13 protein-coding genes and 1 tRNA gene are annotated in these 13,305 nt (G+C 63.5%); 5 read left to right on the top strand and 9 right to left on the bottom strand.

The features are described from left to right. Window positions 1-68: 68 nt before the first annotated feature. Together ACP159_RS17125 and ACP159_RS17130 are read right to left on the bottom strand one after the other, a co-directional pair. Window positions 69-1,244: an acetyl-CoA C-acetyltransferase gene (locus ACP159_RS17125; RefSeq protein WP_425100954.1), complete on the bottom strand. Its 1,176-nt coding sequence runs from the start codon at window positions 1,242-1,244 to the stop codon at window positions 69-71. Window positions 1,245-1,384: 140 nt separating this feature from the next. Further along, window positions 1,385-2,221 carry an EAL domain-containing protein gene (locus ACP159_RS17130; RefSeq protein WP_425100955.1) on the bottom strand — a complete coding sequence of 279 codons (837 nt, stop codon included), beginning with the start codon at window positions 2,219-2,221 and terminating at the stop codon, window positions 1,385-1,387. Between the two features lie 290 nt (window positions 2,222-2,511). On the opposite strand from ACP159_RS17130, the gene rpsD reads away from it, so the two are divergent. Next, window positions 2,512-3,132 carry a 30S ribosomal protein S4 gene (rpsD, locus tag ACP159_RS17135; protein WP_425100956.1) on the top strand — a complete coding sequence of 207 codons (621 nt, stop codon included), beginning with the start codon at window positions 2,512-2,514 and terminating at the stop codon, window positions 3,130-3,132. 137 nt (window positions 3,133-3,269) lie between these two features. On the opposite strand, the gene ACP159_RS17140 is transcribed toward rpsD, so the two are convergent. The 3 genes from ACP159_RS17140 to ACP159_RS17150 all read right to left on the bottom strand — a co-directional run bounded on the left by ACP159_RS17140 (window position 3,270) and on the right by ACP159_RS17150 (window position 5,232). Further along, window positions 3,270-3,491 carry a DUF1127 domain-containing protein gene (locus ACP159_RS17140; protein WP_425100957.1) on the bottom strand — a complete coding sequence of 74 codons (222 nt, stop codon included), beginning with the start codon at window positions 3,489-3,491 and terminating at the stop codon, window positions 3,270-3,272. Between the two features lie 311 nt (window positions 3,492-3,802). Beyond that, entirely contained in the window at window positions 3,803-4,492 is a 690-nt protein-coding gene (locus tag ACP159_RS17145; protein WP_425100958.1) for a DUF1045 domain-containing protein, read from the bottom strand. An 83-nt stretch (window positions 4,493-4,575) separates the two neighbouring features. After that, window positions 4,576-5,232, bottom strand: coding sequence for a hypothetical protein (locus ACP159_RS17150; RefSeq protein WP_425100959.1), 657 nt, complete (start codon window positions 5,230-5,232; stop codon window positions 4,576-4,578). A gap of 152 nt (window positions 5,233-5,384) precedes the next feature. Here ACP159_RS17150 and ACP159_RS17155 point away from each other — a divergent pair, with 152 nt between their 5' ends. Continuing rightward, a complete protein-coding gene (locus ACP159_RS17155) occupies window positions 5,385-5,891 on the top strand; it encodes a hypothetical protein (protein WP_425100960.1) in 507 nt (168 codons plus the stop codon). 42 nt (window positions 5,892-5,933) lie between these two features. Continuing rightward, window positions 5,934-8,060 carry a methyl-accepting chemotaxis protein gene (locus tag ACP159_RS17160; RefSeq protein ID WP_425100961.1) on the top strand — a complete coding sequence of 709 codons (2,127 nt, stop codon included), beginning with the start codon at window positions 5,934-5,936 and terminating at the stop codon, window positions 8,058-8,060. Between the two features lie 68 nt (window positions 8,061-8,128). Here the strand turns inward: ACP159_RS17160 and ACP159_RS17165 are convergent. Next, a tRNA-Arg gene (locus tag ACP159_RS17165) sits at window positions 8,129-8,205 on the bottom strand. A 107-nt stretch (window positions 8,206-8,312) separates the two neighbouring features. On the opposite strand from ACP159_RS17165, the gene ACP159_RS17170 reads away from it, so the two are divergent. Next, window positions 8,313-9,338, top strand: a complete 1,026-nt coding sequence (locus ACP159_RS17170; protein WP_425100962.1) for a LacI family DNA-binding transcriptional regulator — start codon at window positions 8,313-8,315, stop codon at window positions 9,336-9,338. After that, window positions 9,335-10,543: a winged helix-turn-helix domain-containing protein gene (locus ACP159_RS17175; RefSeq protein ID WP_425100963.1), complete on the top strand. Its 1,209-nt coding sequence runs from the start codon at window positions 9,335-9,337 to the stop codon at window positions 10,541-10,543. The genes ACP159_RS17170 and ACP159_RS17175 overlap by 4 nt, the downstream gene beginning before the upstream one ends. A gap of 267 nt (window positions 10,544-10,810) precedes the next feature. Here ACP159_RS17175 and ACP159_RS17180 read toward each other — a convergent pair whose 3' ends face one another. The 3 genes from ACP159_RS17180 to ACP159_RS17190 all read right to left on the bottom strand — a co-directional run. Then, complete coding sequence (locus ACP159_RS17180; protein WP_425100964.1) at window positions 10,811-11,302, bottom strand: N-acetyltransferase family protein; 492 nt, start codon at window positions 11,300-11,302, stop codon at window positions 10,811-10,813. Further along, on the bottom strand, window positions 11,299-12,060 hold the full coding sequence (locus tag ACP159_RS17185) for a potassium channel family protein (RefSeq protein ID WP_425100965.1): 762 nt from the start codon (window positions 12,058-12,060) through the stop codon (window positions 11,299-11,301). Before ACP159_RS17185 ends, ACP159_RS17180 begins: the two co-directional genes overlap by 4 nt. 117 nt (window positions 12,061-12,177) lie before the next feature. After that, window positions 12,178-13,305 (bottom strand): S-(hydroxymethyl)glutathione dehydrogenase/class III alcohol dehydrogenase (locus ACP159_RS17190; RefSeq protein WP_425100966.1); only part of this gene is annotated, 1,128 nt, incomplete at its 5' end.

The following is a 13,305-nucleotide window of genomic DNA, read 5'->3' on the forward strand; positions in this document are numbered from 1 at the left end:
CTGACTTATGCCGACCAGAAAAAAGGGGCGCATCGCTGCGCCCCTCGAATGCCGGATGGCCGGGGCGATTACGGGCGCTCCACGCAGAGCGCAACGCCCATGCCGCCGCCGATGCACAGCGTGGCGAGGCCCTTCTTGGCGTCGCGGCGCTTCATCTCGAACAGCAGGGTGTTCAGAACGCGCGCGCCCGAAGCGCCGATCGGGTGGCCGATCGCGATTGCGCCGCCGTTCACGTTCACGATGGCCGGGTCCCAGCCCATGTCCTTGTTCACGGCGCAGGCCTGCGCGGCGAAAGCTTCGTTGGCTTCGACCAGGTCGAGATCGCCAACGGACCAGCCCGCCTTTTCCAGGGCCTTGCGGGACGCGTAGATCGGGCCGACGCCCATGATCGACGGATCGAGGCCAGCGGTGGCGTAGGAGGCGATGCGGGCGAGCGGCTCGATGCCGCGCTTCTCGGCGTTCTCGGCGGACATCAGCAGAACGCCGGCGGCGCCGTCGTTCAGGCCGGAGGCGTTGGCCGCGGTCACGGTGCCGTCCTTCGTGAACGCCGGACGCAGCTTCTGCATGGCTTCGATGGTCGCGCCGTGGCGGATGTACTCGTCCTTGTCCACGACGATGTCGCCCTTGCGGGTCTTGACCGTGAAGGGGATGACCTCGTCATCGAACTTGCCGGCCTTCTGCGCGGCCTCTGCCTTGTTCTGCGAGGCGACGGCGAATTCGTCCTGCATGTCGCGGCTGATCTGCCACTTCTCGGCGACGTTTTCGGCGGTCTGACCCATGTGGTAGCCGTTGAAGGCGTCCCACAGGCCGTCGCGGATCATCGTGTCGATGTAGCTCATGTCGCCCATCTTGTGCCCGGCGCGGAGGTTCGCGGCGTGGGGGCTGAGCGTCATGTTCTCCTGGCCACCGGCGCAGATGATGTCCGCGTCACCGAGCATGATATGCTGAGCACCCAGCGCAACGGCGCGCAGACCCGAACCGCAGACCTGGTTGAGACTCCAGGCCGCGGCCTCTTTCGGCAGGCCGGCGTTGATGTGCGCCTGGCGGGCCGGGTTCTGGCCCTGGGCAGCGGTCAGCACCTGGCCGAGGATGGTTTCGGAAACCTCGGACTTGTCGATACCGGCGCGGGCCACGAGGGCCTCGAGCACGGCCGCTCCGAGATCGTGAGCGGGGGTATTGGCAAAAGCGCCGCTGAAGCTGCCGACGGCAGTTCGGGCAGCACTGGCGATAACGACATTGGTCATGTTTGTTCCTCCGGCCAAGTGTTCGCGCGAAGGGTTACAGTGTTTACCGGGAAGGTCAAACAGACTGACTTCGCGTCATGGTGGAGGCGTAGAACATTCTGCGCTGCAGCGAAAGCGACCTTCTGTCACGGTCGGCGCTATCAGGCCGTCAGCGCGTCGGGTCTGGTCCGCCACGGCGGGCGCACGGTCGGGGCTGCGAAGTAGTAACCCTGCAGACAGTCGATGCCGATTTCGCGCAGGCATTCCATGTCCTCGGCGGTTTCCACCCGTTCAGCAACAGTGAACATGTCGAATTGCTCGGCGATGGCATGGATCGCCGTGACCAGCACCTGGTTGTCGGGATCGCTCGCGATGCCTGTGGTGAACTGGCCGTCTATCTTGAGGATGTCGAAACTGAAGTCCTTGAGGTATCGCAGCGCCGTGAACCCCGCGCCGAAATCGTCCATGGCAAACGAAATGCCCTTCTTCTGAAGCTCGCGCATGAAGGAGACGACCAGTTCCGGGACGGTCATGGCGGAGGCTTCCGTGATCTCGAGAACCAGCCGTTCCGCAACGGTGGGATCGCCCGAAAGGCCCCGGCTGAGGACGCGCATCCACTTGCGGTAGCCAATGGACCGCGCGGACATGTTGATCGACAGGCGCAGATCCGGCACCCGCGCCAGTTCCGCCAGACCCTTTTCCAAAGCAATGCAATCGAGCAGGCGTCCGTACTCGGTGTCCTCGACGACCGCGATGAAATCGCGCGCCGGAATGACCCGTCCGGTCTCGTCGAGAACGCGGATCAACCCCTCGTAAAAGGCGATCTCGCCCGGGTTGGCGGCCTGCACGACCGGCTGAAAGGCCAGCAGGGTTTCCCGATGCTCGATGGCGCGGCGGACCATCAGCAGCGTGTTGGCGTCACGCTGGCCGACCGCAAGGGCCAGAGCGTTGCGGGGGCCGCTCTCCAACGCCTTGAGATGCTTTTCCTTAAGGGCCATGTTCGTCTCCCGACACAGTGCATTGCCAGCTTTGGGACACAGGCCTTAAACCTCGGTTAAACATTCAATTGATGGCAAATTTGCAGGTCTTTCATCACCGCTTGACTCTGTGGAATTGCCCCGTATAAGCGCGGCTTCACTGGTGTTGGTGGCCCCCGCAAGGGGATGCCCTGTCGTTCCGGCCAAATCCGGGAAGAGGACAACGCCCTTCGAATGCGCGTCTCATCCCGAAAAGTGGGAACCGGTTTTCGGGAAGATGAGGCGGCAAACCAAATGAAGGAGATCAGATCGTGACCAAACGCACGTCTGCCAAGTACAAGATCGACCGCCGCATGGGCGAAAACATCTGGGGCCGTCCGAAGTCCCCGGTCAACCGCCGCGAATACGGCCCGGGCCAGCACGGCCAGCGCCGCAAGGGCAAGATGTCCGACTTCGGCCTGCAGCTCCGCGCCAAGCAGAAGCTGAAGGGTTACTACGGCGACCTGACCGAGAAGCAGTTCAAGAAGATCTACGTCGAAGCTGCCCGCGTGAAGGGTGACACCGGCGAGAACCTGATCGGCCTGCTCGAGCGCCGTCTGGACGCCGTCGTCTACCGCGCCAAGTTCGTGCCGACCGTCTTCGCGGCCCGTCAGTTCGTGAACCACGGCCACGTCCTGGTGAACGGCCAGCGCGTCAACATTCCGTCCTACCGCGTCAAGGAAGGCGACGTCATTGAGGTCCGCGAGAAGTCGCGCCAGATGACCGCCCTGCTCGAGGCTGTCCAGCTCGCCGAGCGCGACGTTCCGGATTACATCGAGGCGGACCACTCCAAGATGACCGCGACTTTCGTGCGCACCCCGGGTCTCTCCGATGTGCCGTACCCGGTCGTCATGGAACCGAACCTCGTGATCGAATACTACGCGCAGAACTAAGGTTCGGCGCCCGAGATTCGCGAAAGGCCGTCCCAAGGGACGGCCTTTTTGCTTGTGCAGCAAGGCGAGGCCTTCGGGCATGAAAAAAGCCGCGTCCCGGAGGGGCGCGGCCTTTTGCTTGACGTGCGTGCGGGGACTCAGATGTGGAGCATGTCCCGCATCACGTGGCGGACGATGTCTTCGCGCTTGAGGCCCATAGCCTCCAGATCGTCGTCGGACTTTGCGGTAAGGCGCTCGATTTCGCGCATCCGCGGGTTGGATTCGGCGATCATCACCAGGGCGGCCAGGATGCGGCGCCCAAGTCCGGCGAGCGGTGCGCTGGCGGGCGTGGTGACGTAGGGGGCAGTGATATGTGCCATGAGAGTTGCCTCGCGTCTCTTTATAGGTCAGGAACTGCTACACAATTTACGCCGCGCTGCAGCATGGCGCTACGCCCGAAGCGGAATAGCCGCTCTCGCAAAACTGCATAGGTCGCAAAGAGTCGCCCAACGCAATGAGGCGGCCGGGGAAGCCGCCTCGGATGCGTTCTGAAATATACGTGCAATCAATCACTTGGCAAATGCAGGGCCCGGGACCGGACCCCGCGTGCGGTCACACTCACGGCACGACGTCTAGACCAGGTTCTTTACAGTTTTACGAAGGTTTCCGGAAAATCACCCGTCGAACCGGATCATCCGGCCAGCGGGTAGCGGGCGAGGCTGTGGAACGTGCCACTTTCGTGGTCTTGCCCGCAGAGGGTCAGGGCGTCGATCACGAACGGACGCGGCAGGATCGGCGTGATATGGGACTCCAGGGCCGCGCGGGCGACCTCCGCGACCTGCTTCGGGAGGGGGCCGGTCAGGGTCATGTGAAACCGGAAGTCGTCCATGACATAGGGATAGCCCCAAGCGTCCAGGTTTTCTTGCTGCCGCTTCGTCAGTGACGGGCCGCGCCGCCACTCCATTTCGTCATCCGAGGGCTGCGCCCGGAAAGGATCGAACTCGCGGACTACGTCCGCTGCAAGCGCCCTGAGCGCACCATCGTCTCCCTCCGGCACCAGAGCCAGGAATCGCCCGATCTGCGTCAGAGACAGCCCGTCCAACGCAACCGGGCTTGCATGCCCGCAGAAGGCGCGGAGCGCGATGTCCAGCGCCTTGACGGTCTCACCTTCGGCAAGGTGAAACGGCGGCTTCATCGTCGCATGGAAGCCATAGCGGCTGGGCTTTTCGCTCAGATCATGGGCCGGTGCGGGGAGGCCGGTCACATCCGGCGCTTTCGGCCTGTCCCCCGTCGCCATATCCCAGCCGAGCCAGGCGGCACCAAACTGCGCCAGAGCACCGGGAGGCGGCGTGAAATAGATGGCATATCGGGCGTAGGGCATTGTTTTGGCCTCCGGAATCACAGTGCGCCGGGCGCTTTGATTTGCCAAGTCACATTCCGGTATCCGGTTTCGGCGGCATGGATCTACCCGGGCCAGTGCTCTCCGAGTATGCCGCTGCCCTGCTCCTCCTCGACCACCGCTCTGTAGTGTTTCATCGCATGATCGGGTCCGAGCGATGACCGGCTGGCCCGGGCGCGGTGTACGATGCCCATGTGGTTGAACTGCGCGGGCAAACCTGTCACCGGATCATCGTCGCGGTTGATCAGCAGGCAGTAGCCGTCATTCTTGACCGGCCCGCGTGTCTTGCGCGGGCGGGGGGCCGCGAAACCGATTCCGGCAACCCCCCAGCTCTTCGTCAGGATCTGCGTCGCCGCCGCGCCAAGCGAATGGCCGATGATGTAGGTCGGCCGCGTGCCGCCGGAGTCGACCCAGTCGTAAATGACCTTGGCATGCCGCAGAAAGCCCTGGTGCCAGATCGTTCCGGACGCTCCTTTTTCGCAGGCGGGATCACTGAAAGAGTATTTCTTGCCGGCGATCCACATCACCCGAAGGTTGAATTTCAGGTAATCCATCAGGGAGTTGGATCCCGGAATCAGAAGGACACCATTGTCCAGCAGGTGCGCCTGCACATCCCCCTGGTCCAGAGACCGTGCCAGCCGGGGCGCGACGGACGGGTGTGTGCCCGCCGAATAGGACGACTGCGCCAATTGCGCTGCGACGCGGATCGGATAGCGGTGCATGGGTCGAGACTTTCAATCTTTTCATTTCGTTATCAGAGGCTTCGCGCAGACGGGCAGAGCGTCGATGCGAGGTGGATCGACTTTCTGTCAAATTAAGCCGATGGCAACTTCTCCGGCATTACAAGGCTCCATCAAAATCTTGAGGAGCACCCATGTTCAAGACCTTCCTTTCCGGGCTTATCATCTCTGCGGCCCTGACCACCGGCGCGTCCGCGCTCGACGCCAGCAAGTATCAATCCCTGGTCGCTCAAACCATCGCCGGTCTCAGCGCGGATACCGTCGATGTCGCGCAGCTCATGGCGTTCCAGCAGGACCTGGTGGACATGGGTGTCGAGGGGGCCCGCGCGTATGCCGTCGAAGCGCCGGAGCACGCCGAACTGATGAACTTCGTCGCCGACCACGCCCCCGAGATGATCGCGATGTCGCTCGATGCCATCGAATACGCCTGGCACGATGGCGAGGCGCTGGAGGAAATCGGTGTGTCGCCCGACGATCTGGATCACTTCGGCCCGGTCGTCAGCCATATGGATGCGATCATTCACCCCGCCACCGCCATGATCGCGCTGCGGGAGTTCGAGGCAACGGGCAACCGTGCGCATCTCGTACAGGTCAAGGACGAGTTGTCCGAGGTCGTCGCGCACCTTTCGCATCTGAACTGAAGCCTCAGACCCCTGAACTGAACACCAGAATCGGAGAAACCGATGAGCATAGCGCGTTCCATTTCCGTTCAACTCGTCCTCGCCTTCACAGTGATCCTGTTCATCGCGATGGGGCTGGGGGCTGTGGGCCTTCTTGGAACGCGCGCCATTGCCGGGAAGATCGAAACGACGGCGCAGACCGCATTGCCCGCAATGATGGTGGCCTCCGAACTCGAGGTCGACGCGGCGCGGGTCGAGAGCATGGCGCTGAGCTACTTTTTCCAGAACAGCGTGCTGCCCGAGACCGAAGAGCGCCTCGCATTTCTGCTCGAGAGGTTGAGCAGCGCATTGGAAACGCAGCGCAATGCTGAACTCCACTCGCGATACGAGAGCCTTGTTGCGGCCATAGACCTTGCGGTTCAGCGCCATGCGGCAGAAGTCGCCATGCGCGTCGAGGTCGGTGACGAGAACCTGACGATCGTGCAGTTTCTGAAAGCCGTGAAACTCGGCAATGCCGACTATGTCACCGCCGTCGGCGAGGCGAGCCGCTTCGGCGTCTTCGACGGATTGAACACCGATCCCGGCACGACGGCGTTTGCGGCCTTTGCCAAAAGCTATGTTGCGCCGGATGAAGCGTTCGCGGACCTTCTCGCCGCCTACGGCGAAGCCGAGGCGAAGGTCATCGACTACGTGAGCGAACGCATCGTCACCGCCGGCTCCGCGGAATTGGCCGAGGCGCAGTTCGTGCGCATGTCCTCCCGGCGGCTGCCGAGAATGACAGCCGCGCTGGACGCGGCGATCGAGGCGGCAACCGAACGCTATGGCGCCCTCCAGTCGGCCAAGAAGGACGCCCAGGTCGAGATGCGTGCCGCGCTCGTGGATTTCGTCGAAAAGGTGGACGAGCAGCAGAGGTCGGCTTTGGGCGACATGAACGAGGCCGTGTCAGAGGCGCAGGATCTCTCTACCACGGTAACCTTCGTGACGACGGTGGCTCTAGCGGTCGGCGCGATCCTGGCCGCCGCGATCTGTATTGCCGCCGTCCGCAAGGTCGGTCCGCCGATCCGTGCCATTACCGAAGCCATCACCGCGCTCGGCGAGCGCAAGTTCGACATCCCGATCCCATTCCAGAACCGCCGGGACGAGGTTGGCCGTCTGTCGCGCACTGCAGAAGAATTCAGACACCGCCTTGCCGATGCGGATGCGCTGTCGGCGGCGCAGGAGGCGGAGCGTCAGGCACAGGAAATGGTTGTCCAAAGACTCAGCCGCAGCATGCGGGCGCTGTCCGATGGCGACCTGAGCGAGACCATCGAGACGCAGTTTCCGCCAGCTTACGAACAACTCCGCGCGGACTTCAACACGACGGTGATGAACATGAACGGGCTGCTCGCCCAGATCGCTGCCAGCGTCTCCGAGGTCGAAGGCCGGGCCACCGAAATCGGCGATGCTGCCCAAGATCTTTCGGCGAGGACCGAAAGCCAGGCCGCTACGCTGGAGCAGACCGCGGCGGCGATGGATCAGCTGACGACGAGTGTCCGGGCTGCCGCCGAAAGCGCCGCCGCCGTCGAGGACCAGGTTACGGCCACACGCTCGGGTGCCGAAGAGAACGCAGAGGCCGTGCGGGAGGCCGTACAGGCCATGGCCGCGATCAAGAAATCCTCCGAAGGCATCGTGCAGATCATCAGCGTGATCGACGACATCGCCTTCCAGACCAACCTGCTTGCGCTCAACGCCGGGGTGGAGGCCGCACGTGCCGGCGAGAGCGGTCGCGGGTTTGCCGTCGTGGCATCCGAGGTGCGGAACCTTGCCCAGAAATCCTCCGATGCGGCGCAGCAGATCAAGGCGTTGATCAATGAAAGCGTCGATCAGGTCAGCGGTGGCGTGCGGCTGGTCAACAATGCCGGCGAAGCGCTCGATCAGATCGTCGAACGGGTGACGCACATCGAGAAACTGGTCAGCGGCATTGCCAACGCGGCACAGGAGCAGGCCCTCGGACTCGGCGAGGTCAACGAGGGGGTCGTGAACCTCGACCGTGTGACGCAGCAGAACGCGGCCATGGTGCAGCAGTCGACGGTGGCGAGCCAGATGCTGAAGCAGAAGGGCGACGTATTGAGCGGACTCGTGGAGCGGTTCCGGCTCATGCCCCAGTCCCGGGCGGAACGCGCCACGCCGCACGTCAGGCTCGTCGGTTGACGCCGAATCCGCGCAGGCGGCCCCGGCCTGCCCGGGCCGCCGTTTCGGATGTCCTGATAGCAGGGTGGTGGTGATCCCGGCAGGATTCGAACCTGCAACCTGCCCCTTAGGAGGGGGCTGCTCTATCCAGTTGAGCCACGGGACCACTGACCCCGCTCTTACCCTGCCTTTACAGGGTTGTCATCCCGCAACCGCCTTGCACCGGGGACAGATTAGGGTAACGATTGTCCAAAAGAAAAAGGACCTTGGCCCGTGAGCACCGAAGATTCCCGCCCGCTGACCCTGCGTGACGTGTCCGAAGCGTCGGGCGTGTCGGAAATGACCGTGAGCCGGGTGCTGCGCAACCGCGGAGACGTGAGCCAGGCGACCCGGGAGAAGGTGCTCGAAGCGGCCAAGTCGCTCGGGTATGTGCCGAACAAGATCGCGGGGGCGCTGGCGAGCCAGCGGGTGAACCTCGTGGCGGTCATCATCCCCTCGCTGCGCAACATGGTCTTTCCCGAAGTCATGTCCGGGATAAGCGCGGTTCTCGAAGAGACCGACCTGCAGCCGGTTGTGGGCGTCACCGACTATCTGCCTGAAAAGGAAGAGAGAGTTCTGTACGAGATGCTCTCCTGGCGACCCTCCGGCGTGATCATCGCGGGCCTCGAACACTCGGAGGCATCGAAGGCGATGCTGAAGGCGAGCGGTATTCCCGTGGTCGAGATCATGGACACGGATGGCACGCCGATCGACTGTGCGGTCGGGATCAGCCACCGCCGCGCCGGGCGCGAGATGGCGCGGGCGATCCTCAAGCAGGGCTACCAGCGCATCGGCTTCATGGGTACGAAGATGCCGCTCGACCACCGGGCCCGGAAGCGGTTCGAGGGCTTCACCGAAGCCTTGGCCAAGGAGGGCGTGGAGGTCGTCGACCAGGAATTCTATTCCGGCGGCTCGGCACTGGCGAAAGGCCGGGAGTTGACGCGGGCCATGCTGCAACGTGATCCGGAACTGGATTTTCTCTATTATTCCAACGACATGATTGCCGCGGGCGGCCTTCTGGAACTGATGGACCAGGGCATCGACATCCCGGGGCAGATCGGGCTGGCGGGGTTCAACGGCGTCGAACTTCTGCAGGGCCTGCCGCGGCAACTGGCGACCATGGATGCCTGCCGCACCGAGATCGGCACGAAGGCGGCACAGATCATCGCGGCGCGGGTGGCGGGGGAGGCAGAACCCGATCAGAAGGTGATCGAACTGACCCCGCGCATCTCCTTCGGGGATACGCTGAAGCGGCGGTGACCCGGCTCGACAACACCCTCGCCCGGCGCGTGTTCCTGCACCGTCATGCCTTGGCCGAGACTCCCTCCGGACCCGGAAAAGGCGAGGATCTTCAGGCGCTTGTAGAGCGGCTTGGATTTGTCCAGGTGGACAGCGTCCGCACTGTCGAGCGCGCGCACGACATGATCCTCTTTGCCCGCCGCCCGGCCTATCGTCCGGGTCACCTCACGCCTTTGTTGGAGAAACGGCGCGGGCTTTTCGAGCACTGGACACACGATGCCTCGGTCATCCCGACGGCCTTTTACCCGCATTGGAAACTCCGCTTCGACCGCGACCGGGCGCGGTTGCACAGTCGCTGGGAAGAGTGGCAGAGACACGAGTTTTCTCATAAGTTCAAAGAGGTTATCGAGAGAATTCGCGCCTCTGGTCCCTGCGGTTCATCGGATGTCGGGGAAGATGAGGCGCGGTCCAAAGGCGGCTGGTGGGAGTGGCATCCTTCGAAAACCGCCCTCGAGTTCCTCTGGCGCAGCGGGGTGCTTTCGGTCACGCGGCGGGAGGGCTTCCGAAAAATCTATGACCTGACGGAGCGGGTGATCCCGGAAGAGCATCGCGCGCAGGCGCCTTCCGAAGCCGAAACGGTCGATTGGCTTTGCCGCAACGCGTTGGAAAGGCTCGGTTTTGCCACCCACGGCGAATTGTCGGCCTTCTGGGCCACGATCCGCCCGGAGGAAGCGAAAACCTGGGTCTCGGCGGCACTGGCGCGGGGCGAGATCGAGCCTGTCGAGATCCAGGGCGCGGATGGCAGCTGGCGGAAAAGTGTGGCATTCCCTGGGCTTCTGGACGAGGCTCTGGCTGCGCCAGAGCCGACGGCACGGCTGCGGGTGCTGTCACCATTCGATCCGGCACTGCGGGATCGCAAACGGGCCGAACGCCTGTTCGGGTTCTTCTATCGCATTGAAATCTTTGTGCCTGCCCCGAAACGCACCTACGGATATTATGTCTTTCCCCTGCTCGAAGGGGACCGCCTCGTCGGCCGGATCGACATGGCCGCGAACCGGGCTGAAGGAACGCTGGACGTCACGGCGCTCTGGCCGGAGGCTGGCGTGCGTTGGGGGCAGGGCCGACAGGCGCGGCTGGAGGCCGAACTCTCCCGCGTCGCCCGCTTTACCGGCGTCGAAACCGTGCGATTTCTCGACGGCTGGTTGCGGGACTGCAGGGTGCGGTAGGCCTCGGTCCGGGCCGCGGGACTAACGCACCGCGCGCAGGGGTTAACGCACCGTCCCCCCGCAACGGGGCACATCATGTGGTGTCCGACGCTCTCATCTTCCCCAGGACATCTGGGTCAGTATCCGGTCGCCATCCTGCGTTCCTCGGTCGTTTGGTACGATTCGGGTGCAGTTTCGTACATATTCCGAGATGGCAATTCTTTGTGGTATCGATACCATAGAAGAAACCGCCATGACGTTGCGTCCAAACGTGTTAATGCCCCGGTTTCACGTCAGATCGCGGTACATCACCAGGGCATCGACGAACCCCTCGGTGGGATGCGCAAAGGCGCCCGGCAACCGTCCGACGATCCGGAATCCGGCCCGCTCCCAGGTCGCCACGGCACGCAGGTTGGTGCTCACGACGAAGTTGTATTGCATGGCCCGGAAGCCGAAACCCGGCGCGACCGCCAGCGAATGTGCCAGCATGGCCCGCGCCACACCCTTGCCGCGGGCCTCTGACCCGGTGATGTAACCGCAATTGCAGACGTGGCTGCCGCCGCCCTTCTGGTTGCGCACCATGTAATAGGTCCCGACGATCGAACCGCCGGTTTCCGCGACGAAGACCCGCCGCTCCGGCCCGAACCAGTAGGCAATGGCTTCCGGTTCCGCAATGTCCGGGTCGATGGCATAGGTGTCGCCGGCCCGGAACACCGGCTCAAGCAGGGCCCAGACGGCGGGACGGTCTACGTCCGTGGCGGGGCGGATGCTGACGCTCATGTCTGGCCCTCGGTCTCGATGTGGATGACGGTGCCGCAATGCTTGCAATGCACCGCGTCGGCGTCGTGAAGCACAAGCCCGCAAGTGCCGCACGGCTGGCGCACCTTGTTCGGGCGGAACAGCACCTGCACCAGCCGCAGGAAAAGCGTGACCCCGGCGATCATCACGACGACGGAAATCATGCGCCCGAGCGTGCCGGGCAGGGTGATGTCGCCGAACCCCGTCGTCGTCAGCGCGGTAACGGTGAAATAGAGCGCGTCCGCGTAGTTCTGGATATCGGGATTCAGAGGGTACTGGGTGGCATAGATGATGCCGGTCATGATGAAGATGAAGACGAGGAGGTTGAGGCTGGCGGAGATCACCTCGTGGTTGCTCTCGAAATAGGGGAAGTCCTTCCGCAGCCGGGTGGAGAGCTGGTAGGTGTGCAAGAGACGCAGCGTGCGCATGACCCGCAGGAAGCCAAGGCCTTCGCCAGCGAGCGGCGCGAGGAAGGAGACCACGGCGATGAGATCGGCCAGCGTGGTCAGCCGGGTCATCAGGCGCAGCCGGTTGGTGGAGATCCAGATGCGGGCGGCGAAATCGGCGAGGATGAAGACGCCAAAGACCATGTCGATGGTCTCCACCACCGGCCCGTGCCGGGTGAAGGAGGTGGCGATGACGAAGAGGATCGTGACGATGTCGAAGATCAGCAGGCCGTAGCGAAAGCGATGCGCCGCGTCGGTGTCTCCCGCGTAGAGCTCGCGTATGCGGTTCTTCATCGTGCCTTCCCTCGTTTCTTCTCTTTGAAAATACTCAAAAGAAGACGGCGCCGCCATCGCGACGCCGCTTTTTTCGCAGGGACGGTCCCGTAGGGCGGGGCTGTGCCCCGCGCCCCTTCAGAATTCCACGACGGCGCGGATGGATTTGCCCTCGTGCATGAGGTCGAAGCCGTGGTTGATCTCCTCGAGCTTCAGCTTGTGGGTGATCATCGGGTCGATCTCGATCTTGCCGTCCATGTACCAGTCGACGAACTTCGGCACGTCCGTCCGCCCCTTCGCGCCGCCGAATGCCGTGCCTTTCCAGACCCTTCCGGTCACCAGCTGGAACGGCCGCGTCGAGATCTCCGCCCCCGCGGGCGCCACGCCGATGATCACCGACACGCCCCAGCCGCGGTGCGAACACTCCAGCGCGTCGCGCATCACCTTGACGTTGCCCGTCGCGTCGAACGAGTAGTCGACGCCGCCGATCTGGTCGGCGCCGCGCTTCGTCAGGTTGACGATCTCCTGCACGGTATTCTCTACCTTCGAAGGATTAACAAAATGCGTCATGCCGAATTTCTTCGCCATTTCTGCTTTGGAATCATTGAGATCGACGCCGATGATCATGTCCGCGCCGGCCATGCGCAGGCCCTGGATCACGTTCAGGCCGATGCCGCCGAGGCCGAAGACCGCCGCCGTTGACCCAATCTCAACACCTGCCGTGTTAATCACGGCGCCGATGCCGGTGGTGACGCCGCAACCGATGTAGCAGATCTTGTCGAAGGGCGCGTCCTCGCGGACCTTGGCGAGGGCGATTTCGGGCATCACGGTGTGATTGGCGAAGGTCGAGCAGCCCATGTAGTGGTAGATCGGCGTGCCGTCGAGCATCTTGAAGCGGGTGGTGCCGTCCGGCATCAGGCCCTGGCCCTGCGTGTTCCGGATCGCGGTGCACAGGTTCGTCTTGCCCGAGAGGCAGGACGGGCACTGGCGGCACTCGGGGGTGTAGAGCGGGATGACGTGATCGCCGGGCTTGAGCGTGGTGACCCCCTCGCCGACCTCGACGACGACGCCCGCGCCTTCATGGCCGAGAATGCAGGGGAACAGCCCCTCGGGATCGGCGCCGGAGCGGGTGAATTCGTCGGTGTGGCACAGGCCGGTGGCCTTGATCTCGACCAGCACTTCCCCGGCCTTCGGCCCGTCCAGCTCGACTTCCATGATCTCAAGCGGTTTTCCCGCTGCAAGGGCAACGGCGGCTTTCGTTCGCAT

The organism is Tropicibacter sp. S64 (assembly GCF_049803835.1).
In the GTDB taxonomy this organism is placed as follows: domain Bacteria; phylum Pseudomonadota; class Alphaproteobacteria; order Rhodobacterales; family Rhodobacteraceae; genus Pacificoceanicola.

Bases quoted from the DNA above. Each gene is read 5' to 3' on its own strand.
- ACP159_RS17125 (WP_425100954.1), bottom strand. From the start codon at position 1,244: ATGACCAATGTCGTTATCGCCAGTGCTGCCCGAACTGCCGTCGGCAGC.
- ACP159_RS17155 (WP_425100960.1), top strand. From the start codon at position 5,385: ATGTTCAAGACCTTCCTTTCCGGGCTTATCATCTCTGCGGCCCTGACC.
- ACP159_RS17150 (WP_425100959.1), bottom strand. From the start codon at position 5,232: ATGCACCGCTATCCGATCCGCGTCGCAGCGCAATTGGCGCAGTCGTCC.
- ACP159_RS17185 (WP_425100965.1), bottom strand. From the start codon at position 12,060: ATGAAGAACCGCATACGCGAGCTCTACGCGGGAGACACCGACGCGGCG.
- ACP159_RS17145 (WP_425100958.1), bottom strand. From the start codon at position 4,492: ATGCCCTACGCCCGATATGCCATCTATTTCACGCCGCCTCCCGGTGCT.
- ACP159_RS17160 (WP_425100961.1), top strand. From the start codon at position 5,934: ATGAGCATAGCGCGTTCCATTTCCGTTCAACTCGTCCTCGCCTTCACA.
- ACP159_RS17180 (WP_425100964.1), bottom strand. From the start codon at position 11,302: ATGAGCGTCAGCATCCGCCCCGCCACGGACGTAGACCGTCCCGCCGTC.
- ACP159_RS17130 (WP_425100955.1), bottom strand. From the start codon at position 2,221: ATGGCCCTTAAGGAAAAGCATCTCAAGGCGTTGGAGAGCGGCCCCCGC.
- ACP159_RS17140 (WP_425100957.1), bottom strand. From the start codon at position 3,491: ATGGCACATATCACTGCCCCCTACGTCACCACGCCCGCCAGCGCACCG.